Source organism: Amycolatopsis sp. NPDC050768 (genome assembly GCF_040654155.1).
Lineage (GTDB): Bacteria > Actinomycetota > Actinomycetes > Mycobacteriales > Pseudonocardiaceae > Amycolatopsis.
Genome location: NZ_JBFAHL010000016.1, coordinates 157,302 through 178,352, shown reverse-complemented (window position 1 = coordinate 178,352; position 21,051 = coordinate 157,302). Strand labels below are relative to the sequence as shown.

At 72.1% G+C, this 21,051-nt stretch carries 16 protein-coding genes and 1 riboswitch; of the genes, 7 read left to right on the top strand and 9 right to left on the bottom strand.

Annotated features, from left to right (window positions below; translation table 11 throughout):
• The first annotated feature begins 461 nt into the window (after positions 1 to 461).
• The 3 genes from AB0H62_RS37220 (at position 462) to AB0H62_RS37210 (ending at position 3,549) form a co-directional block, all read left to right on the top strand.
• Complete coding sequence (locus tag AB0H62_RS37220; protein WP_360591409.1) at positions 462 to 1,124, top strand: M50 family metallopeptidase; 663 nt, start codon at positions 462 to 464, stop codon at positions 1,122 to 1,124.
• 89 nt (positions 1,125 to 1,213) lie between these two features.
• Complete coding sequence (locus AB0H62_RS37215) at positions 1,214 to 2,446, top strand: aldehyde dehydrogenase family protein (protein WP_360591331.1); 1,233 nt, start codon at positions 1,214 to 1,216, stop codon at positions 2,444 to 2,446.
• Positions 2,443 to 3,549 carry a dihydrofolate reductase family protein gene (locus AB0H62_RS37210; RefSeq protein WP_360591329.1) on the top strand — a complete coding sequence of 369 codons (1,107 nt, stop codon included), beginning with the start codon at positions 2,443 to 2,445 and terminating at the stop codon, positions 3,547 to 3,549. Before AB0H62_RS37215 ends, AB0H62_RS37210 begins: the two co-directional genes overlap by 4 nt.
• 82 nt (positions 3,550 to 3,631) lie before the next feature.
• Here AB0H62_RS37210 and AB0H62_RS37205 read toward each other — a convergent pair whose 3' ends face one another.
• The 6 genes from AB0H62_RS37205 to AB0H62_RS37180 form a co-directional block, all read right to left on the bottom strand.
• The gene (locus tag AB0H62_RS37205; RefSeq protein ID WP_360591327.1) at positions 3,632 to 4,840 is read right to left on the bottom strand and encodes a chitinase; all 1,209 of its coding nucleotides are present in this window, start codon (positions 4,838 to 4,840) and stop codon (positions 3,632 to 3,634) included.
• A gap of 851 nt (positions 4,841 to 5,691) precedes the next feature.
• The gene (cobN, locus tag AB0H62_RS37200; RefSeq protein WP_360591325.1) at positions 5,692 to 9,300 is read right to left on the bottom strand and encodes a cobaltochelatase subunit CobN; all 3,609 of its coding nucleotides are present in this window, start codon (positions 9,298 to 9,300) and stop codon (positions 5,692 to 5,694) included.
• 52 nt (positions 9,301 to 9,352) lie between these two features.
• A riboswitch (cobalamin riboswitch) is annotated at positions 9,353 to 9,422 on the bottom strand.
• A gap of 65 nt (positions 9,423 to 9,487) precedes the next feature.
• A complete protein-coding gene (locus tag AB0H62_RS37195) occupies positions 9,488 to 10,105 on the bottom strand; it encodes a hypothetical protein (RefSeq protein WP_220243179.1) in 618 nt (205 codons plus the stop codon).
• 10 nt (positions 10,106 to 10,115) lie between these two features.
• Positions 10,116 to 10,349: a helix-turn-helix transcriptional regulator gene (locus tag AB0H62_RS37190; RefSeq protein WP_220243178.1), complete on the bottom strand. Its 234-nt coding sequence runs from the start codon at positions 10,347 to 10,349 to the stop codon at positions 10,116 to 10,118.
• 6 nt (positions 10,350 to 10,355) lie between these two features.
• Entirely contained in the window at positions 10,356 to 11,237 is an 882-nt protein-coding gene (locus AB0H62_RS37185; protein WP_220243177.1) for an ABC transporter permease, read from the bottom strand.
• The gene (locus AB0H62_RS37180) at positions 11,237 to 12,097 is read right to left on the bottom strand and encodes an ABC transporter ATP-binding protein (protein ID WP_360591407.1); all 861 of its coding nucleotides are present in this window, start codon (positions 12,095 to 12,097) and stop codon (positions 11,237 to 11,239) included. Before AB0H62_RS37180 ends, AB0H62_RS37185 begins: the two co-directional genes overlap by 1 nt.
• 144 nt (positions 12,098 to 12,241) lie before the next feature.
• On the opposite strand from AB0H62_RS37180, the gene AB0H62_RS37175 reads away from it, so the two are divergent.
• Genes AB0H62_RS37175 through AB0H62_RS37165 form a run of 3 tightly spaced genes read left to right on the top strand, consistent with a single transcriptional unit; the run spans position 12,242 to position 15,506 of the window.
• A complete protein-coding gene (locus AB0H62_RS37175; protein ID WP_220243176.1) occupies positions 12,242 to 13,369 on the top strand; it encodes a precorrin-3B synthase in 1,128 nt (375 codons plus the stop codon).
• Positions 13,366 to 13,989: a precorrin-8X methylmutase gene (locus AB0H62_RS37170; RefSeq protein WP_360591322.1), complete on the top strand. Its 624-nt coding sequence runs from the start codon at positions 13,366 to 13,368 to the stop codon at positions 13,987 to 13,989. Before AB0H62_RS37175 ends, AB0H62_RS37170 begins: the two co-directional genes overlap by 4 nt.
• Entirely contained in the window at positions 13,986 to 15,506 is a 1,521-nt protein-coding gene (locus AB0H62_RS37165) for a precorrin-2 C(20)-methyltransferase (protein ID WP_360591320.1), read from the top strand. The genes AB0H62_RS37170 and AB0H62_RS37165 overlap by 4 nt, the downstream gene beginning before the upstream one ends.
• On the opposite strand, the gene AB0H62_RS37160 is transcribed toward AB0H62_RS37165, so the two are convergent.
• Complete coding sequence (locus AB0H62_RS37160) at positions 15,497 to 15,922, bottom strand: heme-binding protein (RefSeq protein ID WP_255638328.1); 426 nt, start codon at positions 15,920 to 15,922, stop codon at positions 15,497 to 15,499. The genes AB0H62_RS37165 and AB0H62_RS37160 overlap by 10 nt on opposite strands.
• A 47-nt stretch (positions 15,923 to 15,969) precedes the next feature.
• Complete coding sequence (locus tag AB0H62_RS37155) at positions 15,970 to 16,716, bottom strand: helix-turn-helix transcriptional regulator (RefSeq protein WP_360591318.1); 747 nt, start codon at positions 16,714 to 16,716, stop codon at positions 15,970 to 15,972.
• Between the two features lie 54 nt (positions 16,717 to 16,770).
• Between AB0H62_RS37155 and AB0H62_RS37150 the strand changes: the two genes are divergently transcribed.
• Positions 16,771 to 17,943 (top strand): MFS transporter, encoded by a 1,173-nt coding sequence (locus AB0H62_RS37150; protein WP_360591316.1) that lies wholly within the window; start codon positions 16,771 to 16,773, stop codon positions 17,941 to 17,943.
• Positions 17,944 to 17,946: 3 nt separating this feature from the next.
• Here AB0H62_RS37150 and AB0H62_RS37145 read toward each other — a convergent pair whose 3' ends face one another.
• Entirely contained in the window at positions 17,947 to 21,024 is a 3,078-nt protein-coding gene (locus tag AB0H62_RS37145) for an arabinosyltransferase domain-containing protein (protein ID WP_360591315.1), read from the bottom strand.
• Between the last annotated feature and the right edge of the window lie 27 nt (positions 21,025 to 21,051).

Genomic DNA, 21,051 nt, shown 5'->3' with positions numbered 1-21,051 from the left:
ACGGGAAGGCGTGCGGGCGCAGGGATTGCTTACGGGCGCGTTCTGCGGGCCCAGCCTGCTCGCGTCCGGTGCCGGTGCCGGTGCCGGTGCCGGGGGCGGTGGCGGTGGTGGGCGGTGGGCGGCGCAGCCCGAGCCGGAGCCTTGGTCCTGGCCGAGGAGCGGGCAGACAAGTGAAGGAGGTGGTCAGCGGCGCCGAAGAGGCCTGCGCCCCGGCCAACAAATGTCGAAGACGAAGAAGGGAGATCCCATGACGTGACCCACCCCATACCGACCTCAGTCGGCCCATCCCGCAACGGGCACTAACAGTGGCCAGATGTCGCTTGTGGTGAGGTGTGCGCGTGATTTCGCGTGTGCTCGACGTCTCGTCCGTGGTCACCAGCCAAGCCGTGGCTGGTGGGTGGGAGCGTGCGGCCGGCGCGCCCGGGGCCGTCGAGGCGGCGCTCACGCAGGCGAACACCCCGGTGGCGATCACGCTGGTCACCGGTGGTGTCGCGTTGCTGGTGGTGCTGGTGGGCGGCACGCCGTGGCGGTTCGCGCGCAACGTGGTGACCATCGTGCACGAGGCGGGCCACGCGCTGGCCGCGGTGCTGGTCGGGCGGCGGTTGCGCTCGATCAAGCTGCACTCGGACACCTCGGGCGTCACCGTGTCGCGCGGCAAGCCGGAGGGGCCGGGCATGGCGTTCACGGCGCTGGCCGGGTACGTCGCGCCGTCGGTGCTGGGCTTGCTGTTCGCGAGCCTGGTCGGGCAGGACCTGATCACGGCCGTGCTGGTGCTGGTGGCGTTGCTGCTGCTGGGTGTGCTGATCATGGTGCGCAACGCGTACGGCGTGTTCACCGTGGTTGCGAGCGCGGTCGTGCTGGGGCTCGTGGCGCTGGTCGCGCCGCCGGTGGTGCAGGCGCCGTTCGCGTACCTGCTGACGTGGTTCCTGCTGTTCGGGGGCGTCCGGCCGGTGGTGGAGCTGCAGGTCAAGCGCCATCGCGGCCAGGCGCGCGACTCCGACGCCGACCAGCTCAGCCGCCTGACCGCGGTGCCCGCCGTGCTGTGGGTGCTGGTGTTCGTGGTGCTCACGGTGAGCTGTCTGCTGGCCGGTGCGCTGTGGCTGCTGGAGCCGGTCGTCGCTTGAGGGTGCGTCCCGAGGGTTGAGCCAGTCGTCCCCGGATGTGGGCGGTGCGGCAAACTGGTCCTCTGCCGAACGCGCGGAGGGAGACGACGATGGACGAGGTCGCGAAGGCCGTCGAGGAGTGCGCGCGAGCGGCGAAGCTGGCCGCGCCGTCGCTGGCCAAGGCCACCGAGGAGGCCGTGGACGCGGCGCTGCGAGGCATGGCCGAGCGCCTGCAGACGCACCGCGAGGAGGTGCTCGACGCCAACCGGGCCGACGTCGCCAAGGCGCGCGAGGACGGGATGAGCGCGGGTCTGCTCGACCGGCTCACCATCACGCCCGAGCGCCTCGACGGCATGGCCGAGCAGTTACGGCTGCTGGCCGGCGCGCCGCACCAGGAGCGGTCCGTCGAGGTGTCCACATTGGACGGTGGGCTGCGGCTGATCGAGCGGCGCCGTCCCGTGGGCGTCATCGGCGCGAACTACGAGGCGCGGCCGAACGTGACGGTCGACGTGGCGTCGCAGCTGGTGAAGTCGCGCAACGCCGGGGTGCTGCGCACCGGGTCGGCGGCGCTGGGCTCGGCCCAGCGGCTGCGTGACACGGTGATCGCGCCGGCGCTGGCTGAGGCCGGGATCGACCCGGACGTGGTGCAGCTGGTGCCGCGCGTCGAGCGGGAGGCCGCGTCGGCGCTGGTGCGCCTACCGGGGCTGGTGCCGCTGGTGATCCTGCGCGGCAGCGGCGACAGCACGCGCGCGCTGGCCACCGAGGCGGCCGTGCACGGCGTGCGCACGCTGGCACACGCGGACGGCGGCGGCGTGCTGTACGTCGACGCGGCGGCCGACGCCGGCAAGGTGCGCGACCTCGTGTCCGCGAGCCTCGACCGGCTCGGCGTGTGCAACCGGCTCAACCTGCTGCTCGTCCACGACGACGTGCACGACGCCGTGTGGCCGTCGATCACCGCCGCGCTGGCCGAGCGCGGGGTCACGCCGTCGCTGGCGCCGCACGAGCACGCCATCGGCTACGAGTGGGCGCTGGACTCCGACCGCGAGGCGACCGTCACGGTCGAGCGCGTGAGCGGGCTCGACGAGGCTGTGGAGATCGCGAACGAGCGGACGTCGGGCCTCGCGGCGGGCATCGCCACCGAGGACGAAGCGGCGGCGGGCGCGTTCTTCGACGGCTACACCGGCACGGGCGTCTTCTGGAACGCGCCGACGCGGCTGCTCGACGGCTTCAAGCTGCTGGCCGTGCCCGAGACCGGGATCAACCTCGACCGCGTGCCGGGGCCGCGCGGGCCGGTGACCTACACCGACCTGTATGTGCGCCAGTACGCGGTCCAACCCGCATGAGCAGGCGTCCCCACGTCGTACTCTCCGCCGCCCAGTCGCTGGACGGCTATCTCGACGACGCGAGCACCACCCGGCTGATCCTGTCCAATGAGGACGATTTCGCCGAGGTCGACCGCCTGCGTGCCGACGCCGACGCGATCCTCGTCGGCGCCAACACGGTGCGCGCGGACAACCCGCGGCTGCTCGTGCGTTCGGCGGAGCTGCGAAGCGAGCGAGTCGCGGCAGGGCGGCCGGAGCAGCCGATCAAGGTGACGGTGACGAGCACCGGCAAGCTCGATCCGGCGTCGCGCTTCTTCACGGTCGGCGAAGCGCCGAAGCTCGTCTACGCGCCGCCGGTCGCGGTCGACGGCCTGCGCGACGTCGCCACGATCATCGACGCCGGCACCCCGCCCCGGCTCGAGCGCATCCTCGACGACCTCGGCGAACGCGGCGTCCGCCGGCTCCTCGTGGAGGGTGGCGGCGCCGTCCACACGCAGTTCCTCGAAGCCGGCCTCGCCGACGAGCTGCGCCTCGCCATCGCGCCCCTGGTGGTCGGCGACCCGCGCGCGCCGCGCTTTCTCGGCCCCGGCGCATTCCCGCGTCCGCTGGAGCTGGCCGAACTGCGCCAGCTCGGCAACGTCGCCGTGCTCCACTACCGCGCGGCCGCCGAGCCCACCCCGATCGACGTCCTGCGCCTGCGCCAGGCGATCGCGCTGGCGGACGAATGCCCGCCCAGCTCGACGTTCCGCGTCGGCGCCGTCATCGCCGCGCCCGACGGCACCGTGCTCGCCACCGGCCACTCCGGCGAGGGCGAGCCGCACAACCACGCCGAGGAAGCCGCCCTGGCCAAGCTCCGCGCGGACGACCCCCGCCTGGCCACCGCGACCATGTACAGCTCGCTCGAACCGTGCAGCTCCCGCGCTTCCCACCCGAAGAGCTGCACGCAGCTGATCCTCGAAACGCCCATCCCGCGCGTCGTCATCGCCTGGCGCGAGCCGTCCCTGTTCGTCGAAGCCGAGGGCGTCGAACTCCTCGCCGCGGCGGGCCGCAAGGTCGTCGAGGTGCCCGCGCTGGCCTCCGAGGTCCGCAGCGCCAACACCCACCTGCCCGGCATCCGCCCCTGAGCCTGCCGCCGAACGTGGAACACCGGGTGGTCCACAGTGGATTCACCGTGGACCACCCGGCAGCGGGGGACCGGGAAAGCGATCAGCAGGGGCCGTTGTCCGACCAGACGCCGTCGGGGCCGCCTGCGCCGGGTTCTTCGCCCTGGGTCCACCACTTGGCGGTCCACTTGTGGGCGTTGTGGGAGACGGAGTTGCCGCCGACGTAGACCGACGCCTTCTGCCACTCAGGTGCGGTGCAGGTGCCCGGCGGGTTGGTGGGCGGGGTCGTCGGCGGGCCGGTCTGGGGTGGCGTCGCGCCGGCGAAGCGGGTGGTGAACTTGGTGAAGTCCCAGTCGTTCTGGGTGACGTTGGAGCACACGGCGTTGTCGGTCGTGGTGGTGCAGGGGCGGTCGCGGTTGACGGCCCAGTACGTGAAGCGGCCGAGGTGGTGGCTGGTCGCGTAGTCGTAGACGGTCTGGAAGTCGGCGAGGGTGAAGATCTCCGCGTTGTCGGAGCGGCCGTTCATGCCGGAGAAGCCCTCGTGCGAGTACGCGGTGGCGCTGTCCCAGCCGAGGTGGCTTTCCAGCAGGCCGTGGAAGTTCTCGAGCGCGGACACTTGCGCCGAGGAGCCGTTGAAGCCGCCGTCGAAGGGCATGATCGAGAAGTTGTTGGGTGTGAAGCCGATGGACTTGGCCTGGTCGAGCAGCTGGGTGCCGAACCAGCCCGTGCCGGCCGAGGTGCCGGGCATCGTGACGGACACGAACAGGCCCGGGTTGTCGGCGTGCAGCTTCTTCGCGGCGCCGAGCTCGTTGGCGATCGCCGCGGTGTTCTCGTACTCGGGTTCTTCCAGGTCGAAGTCGATGGCCTTGAGGCCGTACTTCGTCACCACCTGTTGGTAGGCGCCGGCGGTCGCGTCGACGGTGCCGCACGTCTGGCCCAGCTTCGTGCCGCCGTATCCGCCGACGGACACCGAGACGTCGCCGCCGTTGCCGCGGATGCGGTTCACGACTCCGGCGACCGCGGTGTCCGACGAGACCGCCGACTTGCCGTCCCACGTCGGGCTGCAGCCGCCACCGTCGGGGGCGAGGATGAAGGCCAGCTGGAACGCTTTCTGCCCAGTCGCATTCATCACCGTGACCGGGTCGGGCGGGTTGTTGCTCACGGGCATGAGGTACGGCGCCGAGGCGTACCAGTTGTTGCTCAGGGCCGCGGCGGCCGCGGGCTGGGCGTCGGCCGTGGCGGCCAGGGTCGCGGCTGTCCCGAGCACGGCGGCGGCGGCGAGCCCGACGGCGGCCAGTCTGCTTCGTTGCATCTGTCCTCCAGCTGACGAGCGGGGTGCGCTACAGCATTGGACTAGACCAATACGAAGTCAACCCACCACCCGACGATCGGCGGGCCGCTACGGGCGAAATGCCGGTATCGGCCTCCGGTGTTCACCCTGGCGGCCCAACGCGCCGCCCCCGACCGGACGCGGACCAACCGCCCCGCTGGTCCACTGCGGACAGCCCCGTTCCGCCGGGGTGAGCGCCTTGGCCACGCGGGGTGCGATCGAGGTGCTCGCCCGGCCGGAAACTGCAACGCACGCGCTCGGTCCGGCGAGCAGGTCGCGAACGCCAAGGCGGACTGGGAAAGGCGGAGTGCGTGGCTCGGTTGCGGGCAACGCGAAGCGCGAACTGCCAGCAACTAGGTGAGGCCACGACGGGACACGGTCTGGGGCCAGGCGGAGGATGCGCGAACTAGGTGATAGGCCGGGCCAGGAATGACGTGATCGCGGCGGCGAACTTCGCGGCGCAAAGGGCGGTGAAGTGGTTGCACGGGACTTCGCGGAACTCGGCGCGGGGCATGGTGGCGGCGAGTTGTTCGGCGGAGGTGCGGTGCGGGTCGTCAGCGCCGACGGTGACCAGGGTCGGCGTGGGATGTGTTCCAAGTCGGTGGGGGAAGTCGGGACGTGGGTATCCAGGATGTGGAGCAGGTCCTGAGGATCGCCGCCAAGGGGGGAGGATGACGTGGTGGCCGGTGGAGGCGAGGTGTGCCGCGGGGCCGGAGGCGAGCCACTGGGTGCCGCGTGCCGTGAAGCCGTGGAGGAGGATCAGGGGGCGGCCGGAGCCGATGGAGCGGTAGGTGAGGGCCGCGCCGTCAGAGCCGGGGTAGGGGTAGGGGTGGTCACTCGCCTTCGAGGTCGCCTTCGAGGGTGAGGTAGACGTCGCGCAGTTGGGCCATCAGGTCGGGGTCCGGGTCGGACCAGAGGCCGCGGTCGGCGGCTTCGGTGAGGCGCTCGATGATGCCGCGCAGGGCCCACGGGTTGGCCTGGCGCAGGAAGTCCTGGTTTTCGGCGTCCAGCACGTACGACTCGGACAGCTTTTCGTACATCCAGTCGCCCACGACGCCGGCGGTGGCGTCGAAGCCGAAGAGGTAATCGACCGTGGCGGCGAGTTCGAAGGCGCCCTTGTAGCCGTGGCGGCGCATGGCCGAGAGCCAGCGCGGGTTGACCACGCGGGCGCGGAACACGCGCGCCGTTTCTTCGCCCAGGGTGCGGGTGCGGACGGCGTCCGGGGTGGTGCTGTCGCCGATGTACGACGCGGGCGCGGAGCCCGTCAGCGCGCGAACGGTGGCGATCATGCCGCCGTGGTACTGGAAGTAGTCGTCGGAGTCGGCGATGTCGTGTTCGCGCGTGTCGGTGTTCTTGGCGGCCACGACGATGCGCCGGTAGGACTGCTCCATGTCTTCGCGCGCGGGGCGGCCGTCGAGGTCGCGGCCGTAGGCGAAGCCGCCCCAGACGGCGTAGACCTCGGCCAGGTCCTTGTCGTCGCGCCAGTTGCCGGAGTCCATCAGGGGCAGCAGGCCGGCACCGTAGGCGCCGGGTTTCGAGCCGAAGATGCGGGTGGTCGCGCGGCGAGCATCGCCGTGCGTGGCCAAGTCCGCGGAGACGTGGGCGCGGACGAAGTTCTCCGAAGCAGGCTCGTCCAAAGCTGCCACCAGTCGGACGGCGTCGTCCAGCAAAGTGATCACGTGGGGGAAAGCGTCGCGGAAGAAGCCGCTGATGCGCACCGTGACGTCGATGCGCGGGCGGCCCAGCTCGGCCAGCGGAATGGCCTCCAGGCCGGTGACGCGCCGCGAAGCCTCGTCCCACACCGGCTGCACGCCCAGCAGCGCCAGCACTTCCGCGGCGTCGTCGCCGGAGGTGCGCATCGCCGAGGTGCCCCAGACCGAGAGCCCCACCGACGTCGGCCACGAGCCGGTGTCGTCGCGGTAGCGGCGCAACAGCGAGTCGGCCAGTGCCTGGCCGGTCTCCCACGCCAGGCGGCTCGGGATGGCCTTCGGGTCGACGGTGTAGAAGTTCCGCCCGGTCGGCAGCACGTTCACCAAGCCGCGCAACGGCGAACCACTCGGCCCGGCCGGGATGTAACCGCCGTCGAGAGCGTGCAGCACCGCGGAGATCTCGCCCGAGGTACCCGCCAGCCGGGGGACGATCTCGGAAGCCGCGAACGTCAGCACCCGCGAGACTTCCGCGTCCGCAGTGCCCAGAACTTCGGAGACCACGGCGGGCACGGCCGACGCAGCCCACGAACGCGTTTCCATCGCCACCACCAGCGACCGCGCCGTGGTCTCGATCGCGTCCACTTCGGACAGCGGGGCGTCGGAGTTCTCCTTCAGCCCCAACGCCGAACGCAGCCCCGGCACCGCCCCCTGCTTGCCGCCCCACATCTGCTGGGCCCGCAGCATCGCCAGCACGAGGTTCACGCGCGCCTCGCCGACGGGGGCCTCGCCGAGTATGTGCAGGCCGTCGCGGATCTGCGCGTCCTTCACCTCGCAGAGCCAGCCGTCGATGTGCAGCAGGAAGTCGTCGAACTCCACGTCGTGCGGGCGCTCGGCGACGCCCAGGTCGTGGTCGAGCTTCGCCGCCTGGATGAGCGTCCAGATCTGGGCGCGGATGGCCGGCAGCTTGGCCGGGTCCATCGCGGCGATGTTCGCGTGCTCGTCCATCAGCTGCTCGAGCCGCGCGAGGTCGCCGTAGGACTCGGCGCGCGCCATCGGCGGGATCAGGTGGTCGACGATCGTGGCGTGTGCCCGCCGTTTCGCCTGCGCGCCCTCGCCCGGGTCGTTGATGAGGAACGGGTAGATCAGCGGCAGGTTGCCCAGAACGGCGTCGGGCGCGCAGGACGCCGACAGGCCCGCCGTCTTGCCCGGCAGCCACTCCAGCGAACCGTGTTTGCCCAGGTGCACCACGGCGTGCGCGCCGAACTCCTCCTCCAGCCAGCGGTACGCGGCGAGGTAGTGGTGGCTCGGCGGCAGGTCCGGGTTGTGGTAAATCGCCACGGGGTTCTCGCCGAACCCGCGCGGCGGCTGGATCATGATCACGACGTTGCCCGACTGGAGCGACGCCAGCACGATGTCGCCCTCGGGATTTGCCGATGTGTCGACATACAGAGAGCCCGGCGCGGGACCCCAGTGCTCCTCCATCGCCTCACGCAGCTCTGCGGGCAACTCGGCGAACCACGAGCGGTACCGCGCCGCGGGGACCCGGATCGGGTTGCCCGAGAGCTGTTCCTCCGTCAGCCACTCCGGGTCCTGCCCGCCCGCGGCGATCAGCGCGTGGATCAACGCGTCGCCGTCCGGCTGGTCGGTGCCCGTCGGCTCGACGCCGGGGAACGCGTCGGCGCCCAGGTCGTAACCCTCCGAACGCATGAGCCGCAGCAGCTTGATCGCCGACGCCGGCGTGTCCAGCCCCACGGCGTTGCCCACCCGCGAGTGCTTCGTCGGGTACGCCGAGAGCATCAGCGCGATGCGCCGGGACGCGGGAGGCGTGTGCCGCAGCCGCGCGTGCGCCAGGGCGATCCCGGCCACCCGCGAAGCGCGCTCGGCGTCGGCGACATAGCGCGGCAGGCCGTCTTCGTCGAACTCCTTGAACGAGAACGGCACCGTGATCAGCCGGCCGTCGAACTCCGGCACGGCCATCTGGTTGCCGGCGTCCAGCGGCGACAGGCCCTCGTCGCTCGCCGACCACGTCGCGCGGTCGCTGGTGAGGCACAGCGCCTGCAGGATCGGGATGTCGAGCCCCGCCATCTCCGCGACGTCCCACGCCTCGTCGTCGCCACCCGCGCCGGCCCCCGAGGGCCGCGTGCCGCCCGCCGCCAGCACTGTGACCAGCAGCGCGTCGGCACGGCCCAGCTCGGCCATCATCTCCGGCTCGCGGTTGCGCAGCGACGCGCAGTGGATCGGCAGCGCGCGCCCGCCCGCGGCCTCGATCGCGTCGGCCAGTGCGTGGACGAACCCGGTGTTCCCGGACAGGTGGTGCGCGCGGTAGTAGAGGATCCCGACGACCGGACCGTCCGCCGGACCCGAAGAAGCGCGCTCCAGCACCCCCCACGACGGCAGCTGCGCGGGCGGCTCGAAACCGTCGCCGGTCAGCAGCAGCGTGTCGGACAGGAACCGGTGCAGCTGCGTGAGGTTCTCCGGCCCGCCCTGCGCGAGGTAGGCGTGCGCCTCGGCCGCGATGCCCGCCGGCACGGTGGAGAGCTTCATCAGCTCCGCGTCCGGCGTCTGCTCACCGCCCAGCACCACCACGTGCGAGCCCGACGCGCGCAGCGTGTCCAGGCCCTCCTGCCACGACCGCGGCGTGCCCAGGATCCGGACCACGACGATCGGCGCGCCGTCCAGCAGCCCCGGCAGGTCCGCGACGTCGAGCCGCGCGGGGTTCGCGAGCCGGAACTCGCCCTCGCTGGCCCGGGCACTGAGCAGATCGGTGTCCGACGTGGACAGCAACAGGATCACGGCGTTCCTCACTCGGGGTGTCCGCGCCCCGGGTCGTCGGTCGCGCCGGCGGGAGTTCCTGGCTCCCCGGATCACTCCGGGTCACAGTGGCGGGACCGTCCCGGACTCTCACCGGGTTCCTCCACCTGCCGACGCGTGGTTCGCCACTCACTCTCACGGGCGTGCGAGCCCGCGTCAAGGTGACGTCTCAGACCACGCGCACGGCCACGATCGGCCGCTCGGCCACGGGGTGGGACCGCTGGGCCGTGACGCTCCACGCGTAACCCGCGAACCCGCCTGTATCCGGCGACGCGTGTACGACCAGGTGCCCGTAACCGGCGCCCTGCCCCGCGGGGGAGCGGCTGTCGGGGAAGTCCGGCGATGTGCCGTGCGGGTCGGCGGTGCAATCGGCCACGGGCACGACGTACGACTTGGCCTCGTCCACGACGGGCGTGCCCCGCACCAGCGCGATGTGCCCGGTGTTCGTCGGCCGGCGGTGCCCGTAGTCGATCACCACGAGATCACCGGGACGCAGGTCGGCGACGGTGTCCACGCGTGCGAAGTGCGGCACTTGCCGCTGTTCGAAGACCCACCGGTATGTGCGTGAAGGCGGGCTCACCGAGCGGAAATGGGTGGTGAAGAACTCGTCGTCGGCCCAGTCGTAGACGTGCTTGAGCAGCTGGGTCTGGAACGAGGCGCACTGCGTGTGGTTGCGCTGCGGCCGCGTCCAGCTCACGACGTCGGGCTCGCCGGAGGCCTTGTAGCGGTTGGCCTCCGGCGAGAGGTGGTCGATGAAGTCCTCGGCGGCGTGCAGATGGGCGGTCACCCCATCCGTTCTACGCCGACCGGTCGCCGATCCGCGGGAACGGCTCGGTGGAGAAGAGCACCTCCACGGCCACCTCGAAGAACTCCGCGATCCGCAGGGCCAGGTAGAGGCTCGGGCTGTACTCGCCGCGTTCCAGGTACCCGATCGTCTGGTAGTGCACGCCGAGCGCGTCGGCCAGCTGCCGGCGCGAGATCCCGCGCTCGGCGCGCAGCACCGCGATGCGGTTGTAGACGTTCTCGCTCACCGCGGATCACACACGCTGCAGTGCCCTCTCCCGTCGTTCGGCCACCGACGACCCGGATTCCCGCCGCGCCATGCGCCGAAGCAGTACCGGGGCCAGCGCCAATCCGATCACGGCCCACACGACCAGCACGCCGAGGGTCCACCAGGGCCGCCACGACTGCCCGATCTCCACCACCACGGCCGAGTCCGGCAGCAGCGCCGAGCGCATGCCGAGGCCGAGCCAGTACATCGGGAACACCTGGGCGATGCCCTGCACCCAGACCGGCAGGGCCGTGATCGGGTAGAAGATGCCGGAGATCGCGGTCAGGCCCGTGACCGGCAGCATGACCAGGGCCATCGCCCGAGGGTCGCGGATGAGGGAGCCGATCGCGGCGCCCAGTGGCAGCGTGGCCAGCAGCCCGAGCACCAGGACCCAGAGCAGGTTGAGCCACGACCACACGCCGTCCGCGGCCAGCCCGGAGAACAGGAACAGGCACGGCACCAGCACCACGACCAGGCCGGCCACCTGCATGAGCGAGAGCGACACGATCTTGCCGAGCAGGTAGCCGAGCATGCCGTTGGGCGTGGCCTTGGCGCGCAGCAGCGTGCCGTCCTCGCGGTCGATCACGAGCTGGCCGGCCGCGCCCGAAAGGCCGTTGAACACTATCCCGGCGCCGAGCACGCTCGGCACGGTCGCGGTGCCCAGTGAGAACGACGTGCCGGGCAGGTGCGCGTTGCGCATGAAGAACAGCGTGGTCAGGATCAGGACCAGCCAGACCACCTGGCCGAGCACGTCGTCTCGGTTGGTCCACTGCTGGCGGAACTCGGTCAGCCCGCGGCGCAACCCACTGCGCAGGGCCCTTCGCTTCGCGGCCGCGGCGAACGCCATCGGCGTGGTCATCGCAGTCATCACACACCCGCTCCCACGAGTCCGGCCTCGGCGCGGTGCACCAGGGTCATGTAGGTGTCCTCGAGGGACGCGCGGCGGACCTCCAGGTCGGCCACGGCTTCGCCGTGCTGCTTGAAGAGTTCGAACACGTACTTCGTGGCCTCCGTGGTGGAGTGCACGAAGTGCTGCCCGTCGACGGACCAGCGCACCTCGGCCTCGCCGGAGATCCGGCGGCTGAGCTCGTCGGCGGAACCGTCGGCGACGATCCGGCCGCCGTTGAGGATGAGGATCCGGTCGGCCAGCTTCTCGGCCTCGTCGAGGTCGTGGGTGGTGAGCAGGATCGTGGTGTCCTCGTCGTCGGTCAGCCGGTGCACGAGGTCGTGGAACTCGCGCCGTGCCTCGGGGTCGAAGCCCGCCGTCGGTTCGTCGAGGAAGAGCAGCTCGGGCCGGCCGACGATGCCGATCGCGACGTCGAGGCGGCGCCGCTGCCCGCCGGAGAGCTGCCGGATCTTCTTGTCCGCGTGCGGGGTGAGCCCGACGGCGTCGATCAGCTCGCGGGTGTCCCACGGGCGGCGGATCGTGTCGGTCGAGTACGGCGCGTAGTACTCGCCGAGGTGCGCCAGCAGCTCGCGCACGCGCCATTTCCCGTGGTCACGCCAGGACTGGAGCACGACCCCCAGCCGTGCCCGCCAGTCCTCACCGCCGCGCGCGGGATCGGTGCCGAGTACCTCGACGTCGCCCGCCGAGCGCATCCGGAAACCCTCGAGGATCTCGATCGTGGTCGTCTTGCCGGCGCCGTTGGGCCCGAGCAGGCAGAGCACTTCGCCGCGGTAGGCCTTGAAGTCGACGCCGTGGAGTACGTCGTTGGTGCCGTATCTCATGCGCAGGTCCTCGACCCGCAGCACGACTTCCTCTGGATTCCTCAAACCGAATCCACCCCCATCGTTTGTGTGCGACGAAATGTAGCACACCTACTACATACGATCGCAAGTCTGCTTAATCCGCAGCCAGCTACAGTGAGCGGCATGTCCAGCCCTGCCCGCGTACGCGCCGACGCCTGCCCCGGGGTCTTCGCCACGCACGACGCGGCGGACGGACCGCTCGCCCGCGTGCGCCTGCCCGGTGGGGTCGTCTCCGCGGAGCGGTTGCGGGTGCTGGCTTCCTGCGCCGAAGACCTCGGTGACGGCGACGTGCACCTCACCTCGCGGGGCAACGTCCAGCTGCGTGGGGTGGCACGGCCCGGTCTCGCGTCGAGGCTCATGGCTGCCGGGTTGTTGCCTTCGCCGACGCACGAGCGGGTGCGCAACGTGCTGGCCTCGCCGTTGAGCGGGGTGCACGGCGGGACCGCCGACGTCCGCGGGCTGGCGGGGGAGCTGGACGTGGCCTTGTGCGCCGAGCCGGAGCTGGCCGAGCTGCCGGGGCGGTTCCTGTTCGCGTTCGACGACGGCCGGGGTGACGTCGCGGGCGAAGGCGCCGATGTGTGCTGGCGCGCGGTGACGTCCGACGCGGGCACGGTGCTGCTCGCTGGCGTGGACACCGGCTGGCCCGTGCCGCGTGACGAAGCTGTGGCCGCGTTGCTGGCTGTCGCGCGTGAGTTCGCCGCACAGCGGGAGACGGCTTGGCGGATCGCGGAGCTCCCTGATCCCACCGTGCTGCTGCCCCGGGGATCGGAGGCGGAGCCGGTGGAGCGCCCGGTGCGCGTGGACCCGACCGTCGGGCCGCTCGGCGACCACGGCGTCGGTGTCGCGCCCCGGTTCGGGCAGCTCACGGCCGCGCAGCTGCGGATTCTCGCCGACCTCGCCGACCTCGCCGTCGTCACACCGTGGCGGTCGATCGTGCTGCCGGACGCCGCACCGGACGCGGCCGCGCGCCTGCACGCGGCCGGTCTGAGCACCGACCCCGCCGCGCTGGAGATCACCGCCTGCATCGGCCGCCCCGGCTGCGCGAAGTCGCTGGCCGACGTGCGCGCCGACGCCGCGCGCCTGGTCCCGGCCGGGGTCCGCGCCCACGTGGCGGGCTGTGCACGGCGCTGCGGGCGGCCGTCGGGCCCCCACCTCGACGTGGTCGCCGAAGCCGGCGGCTACCGTGTCGGCGGACGCCTGCTGGCGGCGTCCCGCCTGGCGGACTCCTTGGTGAGGAAGGAAAACCCGTGATCGACTACCTGGCCGACGGTGCCGAGATCTACCGGCACTCGTTCGCCACGATCCGCGAGGAGGCGGACCTGGCGATTCTGCCGGACGACGTCGCCGGCGTCGCGGTGCGGATGATCCACTCCTGCGGCATGGTCGACCTGGTCGACGACCTGAGCTACTCCCTCGACGTCGTCGAGGCCGGCCGGGCGGCGCTCGAGGCGGGCGCGCCGGTGCTGTGCGACGCGAAGATGATCGCCAGCGGCATCACGCGCAAGCGGCTGCCCGCGGCCAACGACATCGTCTGCACCCTCGACGACCCGAGCGTGCCGGGGCTGGCCGAGCGGATGGGCACGACGCGGTCGGCCGCGGCGCTGGAGCTGTGGCGCGACCGGCTGCCGGGTTCGGTGGTGGCGATCGGCAACGCGCCGACGGCGTTGTTCCGCCTGCTGGAGCTGCTCGAGGAAGGCGTCGGGGCGCCGGCCGCGATCGTCGGCGTGCCGGTGGGTTTCGTCGGCGCGGCCGAGTCCAAAGTGGAACTGGCGAAGCGGGCTCCGGCGCCGTACCTCGTGGTGCAGGGGCGCCGGGGTGGCAGCGCGATGGCCGTGGCGGCCGTCAACGCGATCGCGAGCGTGGTCGAATGACCGGCCGGCTCTACGGCGTCGGGCTCGGCCCCGGCGACCCGGAACTGATGACGGTGAAGGCCGCGCGGCTGATCGGCGAGGCCGACGTGATCGCCTACCACAGCGCGCGCCACGGCCGCAGCATCGCGCGTTCGGTGGCCGCGCCGTACCTGCGCGAGGGCCAGCTGGAGGAGCCGCTGGTCTACCCGGTCACCACGGAGACCACCGACCACCCCGGCGGCTACGAGGGCGCGATCGCCGATTTCTACGAGCTGAGCGCGAAAAAGCTGGCCGAGCACCTCGACGCCGGACGCGACGTGGTCGTGCTGTGCGAGGGCGACCCGTTCTTCTACGGCTCCTACATGTACATGCACGAGCGCCTCGCCGGTCGCTTCGAGGCCGAGGTCGTGCCGGGCGTGACGTCGGTGAGCGCGGCGTCGTCGGTGCTCAGCCGTCCACTGGTGCAGCGCGACGAGGTGCTCACGGTCCTGCCGGGCACGTTGCCGGCGCCCGAGCTGGCGCGCCGGCTGGCCGACACGCAGGCCGCGGCCGTGCTGAAGCTGGGGCGCACCTTCGGTGCCGTCCGCGAGGCGTTCGCGGAGGCGGGCAAGCTGGACGACGCGTGGTACGTCGAGCGCGCCACGTGGGGTGAGCAGCGGATCGAGCCGCTCGCCGACGTCGATCCGTCGACGGTGCCGTACTTCTCGCTGGCGTTGCTGCCGAGCCCGGCGTATGCGTCCCGGGTGGACGGTGAGCCGGCGGTGGTTCCTCCGGCGGCGAAGCCGGTTTCCGGCACCGGCGAGGTCGTGGTCGTCGGCCTCGGCCCGGCGGGTCCGGAGTGGCTGACGCCCGAAGCGTCGGCCGAGCTGGCCGCGGCGGAGCACATCGTGGGCTACGGCCCGTACGTCGCCCGCGTGCCCCAGCGCGCCGGCCAGGAGCGGCACGCGTCGGGCAACCGCGTCGAGGCCGACCGTGCGGTGGAAGCGCTGGAGCTGGCGGCTTCCGGGGCGAGGGTTGCCGTGGTTTCCTCAGGCGACCCGGGCGTGTTCGCCATGGCCTCCGCCGTGCTGGAACAGGTCGCCGCCGGTCGAGGCGCCGGCGTGCGCGTGCGCATCGTCCCGGGGGTGACGGCCGCGCAGGCCGCCGCTTCCCGCGTCGGCGCGCCGCTGGGTCACGACTACTGCGTGCTGTCCCTTTCGGACCGCCTCAAGCCGTGGGACGTCATCGAACGCCGCCTCGACGCTGCGGGCGCGGCCGATCTGGTGCTGGCGCTGTACAACCCGGCTTCACGCACTCGCACGACCCAGCTGGCCACCACGCGGGAAGTCCTGCTGCGCCACCGCGAACCGGCCACCCCGGTCGTCGTGGCCCGTGACGTGGGCGGGCCGGAGGAGCGGATCACGGTGACCACGCTGGGCAAGCTGGATCCGTCCACTGTGGACATGCGGTGCCTGCTCATCGTGGGCTCGTCGAAAACGGTGGCGCAGGAGGGCCCGGACGGCACGACGGTCGTCTGGACCCCGCGCACCTACGCGTGAGGCTGCAGCTGTTCGACGGCGGCGCGCACGGCTTCTTCGTCCTGCGCGCTCTGCGCACCCGACGCACCGATGGCGCCGACGACCACGTCGCCGTCGGTGACGAGGATGCCGCCGGCGCGCGCGACGAAGTCGCCGCCGTAGACGTGCTGGAGGGGGCCGACGACCTCGCCGGGCAGAGTGACTTCGCCGGAGGGCTTGAGCATGCGCAGCGCCGTGCGGGCTTTGGCCACGGCGACGCGGCTGGTCACGGGCGTGCCGCCGTCGGCGCGCTTCAGCGCGATCACCTCACCGGTGACGTCGAGGACGGCGACCGCCAGCGGCGCGAACCCTCGCTCGGCGGCGACGGCGTGCGCCGTGTTCACCAGCTGGTCCGCTTCGGCCAACGTCAACCCGGGCAGGCGGGGAGTATCAGACACGCTTCGAACCTAGCCGCGATCGGCTCCGGCCGTCCACCGGCCCGCCCTCAGCCGCGCAGGTAGTACCCCGGGGTGTGCCCGAGCGACCGCCGGAACACGTCGATGAACGCGCTCGCCGTCGCGAAGCCGCATTCGCGCGCGACGGTCGTCACGGGCGTGTCCTCGGCGAGCAGCCGCAGCGCGTGGTAGAGCCGCAGCTGGGTGCGCCACTGCGGGAACGTCATGCCCGTGTCCTGCCGGAACAGCCGCGTCAACGTGCGCCCGCTCGCCCCGGCCTCGCGGCCCAGCGCGTCGAGTCCGCGCGAGTCCGACGGGTCGGCCTCCAGCAGCCGGCAGACCGCGGCCAGGCGCGGATCCCGGGCTTCCGGCACGCGTACCGGCCGCTCCTCGGCGGCGGCGAGCTGATCCAGCAGCACCGCGCGCATCCGCCGCCCGGCCGGGCTGTCGCGATCGTCGGCGAGCACGGTGTAGGCGACGAGGAGTTCCCGCAGCAACGGGGAGACCGCCAGCGCGGTCGGCTCGACCAGGCCCAGCGGGTTGAACGCGCGGGCGAGGCCGACCAAGTGGATCCGCGTGACGCCGTACGCGCGGTGGGCGTGCACGGTGCCCGCCGGGACCCACAGCGCGCGGTGGGCCGGCGTGATCCACCGCGAGGTTTCCGTGTGTACTGCGAGCACGCCGCGGCTCGCGTAGACGACCTGGTTCTCGTCGTGCCAGTGCGCCGCGACCGGCTCGGCGGTCTCCAGCTCGCGGCTCGAGGTGGGCGCCGCGGGCAGATGGCGAGAAATCGACATAGGTCGGCAGAATAGCGGAATCGGGAACCCCTGGTCCGGCGCAACGATCTCCGCATGACTTCAGCGAACTCCCGGTGGCCGATGGTGATGCTCGTCGTCGGCCACGCGGTCGACGACCTCTACCAGGGCGCCGTGCCGGCCCTCGTCCCGTTCCTCGTGGCCGAGCGCTCCTACGGTTACCTCGCCGCGGCCGGCATCACGCTGGCCGCGACGCTGCTGTCGTCGGTGGTGCAGCCGCTGTTCGGCGTGCTGACCGACCTGCGGGCGCTGCCCTGGCTCGTCCCGGCCGGCATGACGGTCGCCGGTGCCGGCATCGGGTTGTCCGGTCTCGGGAACTCGTACGCGCTCACGTGGCTGGCCATCGCGTTGTCCGGGCTCGGCGTCGCCGCCTACCACCCCGAATCGGCGCGGCTGGCCCGCCGGGTCGCGGGACGCGGGCACGTCGGCATGAGCTGGTTCTCCCTGGGCGGCAACGTCGGTTTCGCGCTCGGCCCGATCCTCGTCACGCCCGTGCTGCACCTCGGCGGGCTCGGCGCGACCCCGCTGCTGGCGGTCCCGGCGCTTGCCGCGGGCCTGCTCACCGTCGCCGTGCTGCGGAAGCTGCGGGCTCCCGGCGCCGCCGCGAGCCGCGCCGCTGTGGCCGGCCGCGACGACTGGCGCCAGTTCGCCCGGCTGACGATCGTGGTCGTCGCGCGCTCGATGGTGACGTTCGGGCTGAGCACGTTCCTCGCGATCTGGGTCGCGCAACGGGTCGGCGCTGGTCCGACGGCGGGTGAGACCGCGCTGGTCGTGCTGTTCGGCGCCGGCGCCGCGAGCACCCTGCTCGGCGGAGTGCTGGCCGAGCGCTGGGGCCGGATCCGCACCCTGCGCGTGGCGTACCTCGTCGCGATTCCCGCCGTCGCCGGCGTCGCGCTCGTGCCCGGACCCGCGGTGTACGCGCTGGTGGCGCTGACCGCCGTGGCCACCTACGTCCCGTTCTCCCTGCACGTCACGCTCGGCCAGGACTACCTGCCCCACCGCCACGGCACGGCCAGCGGCGTCACGCTCGGCCTGGCGGTGAGCGTCGGCGGGCTGGCCGCGCCCGCGGTCGGCGTGCTCGCGAACGCGGCGGGCCTGCAGTGGGCGCTGCTGTCGCTGGCCGTGCTGCCGGTGCTCGCCGCGGTCGCGGCCCGCGGGCTGACCGAACCGCACCACGAGGACCGTCCACAGGAGACGGTCAAGGCGTGAGGGTCAGCGCGTCGGGTCCTTCCCGTTCGGCTGTGCCGGCCCCGGACCCGGAGACCACCAGCCCCACACCGTCTTCCGGCCGTGCTGCACCGTGGGCGCGATGCCTTCGCTGAACGGTTCCACCTGCAGCAGCTGGCCCCACGACTGGCTCGGCTGGCCGATCAGGTAGCTGGGCACCTCGGGTTCCTTCGCCACCTCCTCGAGCCAGCCGATCGGCCCGCCGTTGGTGGCCGACGCCCATTCCGCCTCGTCGGCCAGTGCGCCGGCCGTGATGCGGTAGTCGGGGACCTGCGAGATGCCGTCGCGGGAGGTCACGGGGTTCGCACACGGGTAGACGAACGACGCGGGCCAGTCGATGTACACGGACTTGCCCACGAGCTTGTCCGTCAACGTGGTGAAGGTCGGCACGCGCGGGGCGGACGCGGCGATCCAGCCGTCCTCGGTGAGGTCGTTGTCGACGATGTCCACGCGCACCGACGTGGTCTGCGGCGGCAGGTCGCGCAGGTTGATGCGGGTGTCGTTCCAGCCGCCGGTGCCGGCGCCCGGCGGGAGGGCGAACTGGCTGCGCAGCACCTTGACGCCGTCGGGCGTCACCACGCCGTAGTCGAGGCTCACCGACGCGGGACGCCGCGGCTGGCCCGCCGTCGCGATCACGATCTGGCCGTCGGCGGGTTTGTCGGCCAGCGCGTACCACTCGCTGCGCAGCCGGCCCGCGCGGTTCTGCTCGAAGTAGCTGCTCCACATCGGCACGGTGTCGGGCGTGAAGCCGTGCGGGGGCTCGGAAAGCGGGTCGTCCTCTTCGGTGGGACGCGTGTGGAAGCCGGTCTGGACCTGGCCGTTGCCCTGGTCCGGGTTCGGCAGCGGCGACTCTTCCTGTTTCGCCGGCACGGTCCGTTGCTCGGGCTGGGGGTGCAGGACACTCTTCGCGGCGTCGGTCTCCACCATCACGTGGTCGGACAGGTTGCAGCTCTTGCCGAACAGGTGCCCGAAGTCGGCGGCGCCCAGGCTGTAGCTGCCGCGCTGGATGTAGATCGCCGCCGCCATCGTGTAGAACTCGCCGGACGCGACCAAGCCGCACACGACCACGAGCGACAGCGAGCCCAGCCGCAGCGACCGGCCGCGTTTTTCCTGCGGCGCGGGCGCGCCCGGGCGGTGGGCGCGGATGTTCTCCACGAACGCGTAGATCCCCGCGATCGCCGCGGCCACCAGCAGGATCGTCGACAGCGGGATCCCGGCGATCGACGGCGCGAGCCCGGTCCACGGCACGCCCAGGCGCGAGACGAACCAGTACGTGTTGGGTCCCGTCGCGGCGAGCGCGCCCACCACGAGCAGCCCCGCGACGAACGTTGCCCGGTTGCGGTTCGAGCGCAGCACGGTGGAACTCGTCGCCAACGCGGTCAACGCGGCCATCGACGCCCCGACAGCCGCGAACGCGCCGAAGTGGTGCGTCCACTTCGTCGGCGTGAGGGCCAGCAGCAGGAAGAACAACGCGGTGGTGCCGATCAGCCGCCGGCTCGGTCCGAGTGCCGCGCCCGGGATCCGGCCGCGCCGCAGCAGCACGACCAGGCACGTCACCGTGCACAGGACCACCAGCAGCACCGGGAACCGGCGTGGCGCGGACCCGTCGGGCAGGTTCTCGAACAGCAGCTGGTAGCGCGCGAGCTCCTGGAACCACGACAGGTTCGGCCCCACCTGCGTGCGGATGCGCGTGGCCTCCTGCACGGTCGCGAACGTCTGGTCCGCGAACACCACCACGAGCACGAGCAGCCCCGAAGCGGCGATCGGCGCGAGGATCGGGAGCCAGCCACCGGCCGCGCGCTGGCGCACGAGCTTGAACAACGGCCGCGCGGCCACCAGGAACGGCGCCACCGCGATCAGCCCCGTCGGCGTCGCGGCGAGCGTGAACGCGGCCGCGGTGAGGCCGAGGCACAGCGGCAGCAGGCGGCGCGTCACCAACGCGCGTTCCACGGCGCAGATCGCGAGCAGCGAACCCAGCGCGGCCACGGGTTCCGGCCGCACGCCGTTGTTGTAGGGCATCCACCAGACGAGGAACACGGCCGCCGCGGCCCAGCCGGCCGCGCGGCTGCCGCGCACCTGCGTGCCCAGCCGGGGCATCACTTCGCGGCTGATGAGCAGCCAGCTGATCACGCCCACCAGGTACGAGGGCAGCCGGATCCACGGCGGCACCGTGCTGACGTGCGTCATCAGCTCGTAGAGGTGGTAGAACCAGCCGAACGGCGCCTCAGCGACGCCGAACCAGCGGTGGTAGTTGGTCAGGAAGCCCGTGGACTCCGTGACTCTGGCCATCGTGAGGATGTAGCCGTCGTCCGAGGTCACCGGTCCGATGAACACCCACGCGCCGAGCGCGAGGATCACCGTCGCGTCGCGGCCGGTCAGGCGCCACCAGCCCACGGGAGCCCACCGCGGCGCGCGACGGGCGAACCCGGAGTCCATGCGCCACACCACGATCAGGCAGGCGATGAACGCGAGCACGCCGAGGATGCCGACGCCGATCTTCAACGCCGTCGGCGAAGTCTGGTAGCGGGTGTCCGGCACGACCGTCACGTGCAGGCCCGAGATCGGGTCCTTCGCGGAGCTGATCGAGGAGTAGATGCCGACCACGCGCGGGCGGACGTCGCCGGTCGTGTGGAACACCGTCGTGCCCGCGACGGCGAGCGTCATCTGCGTGGCGTCCGACTTCAGCGTCACCGTGCAGCCGGCCGGTGGCAGTGGCTGCTGCGCGATCTGCTGGCCCTGGCTGGACGCGAGCAGCACGCCGTTGTCCACGCGCAGCTGCAATCCGACGCCGTTGCCGGCGCGCGGGTCGGTGCGCCCGTCCGGCACCGTCGCGAACAGCAGCGCGGGACCGTTCGTGCGCGCGTCGAGCGACTTGACCGTGGCGCACGGGATCTCGGCCTCGAGGTCCTGGGCCCAGTACCCGGTCAAGGGCGCGTTGACGGACCGGGTGTCGGAGCCGGTGGGCCAGCCGACCTGCGCGGTGTCCTGCACGACGGGCAGGAACGGATAAGCCAGGGCGCACAGCGCCGAAAGCAACCCCAGCGCTACGGCAATCGGACGCATCCGGGAAAGCTATCCGGTCGGCTGAAG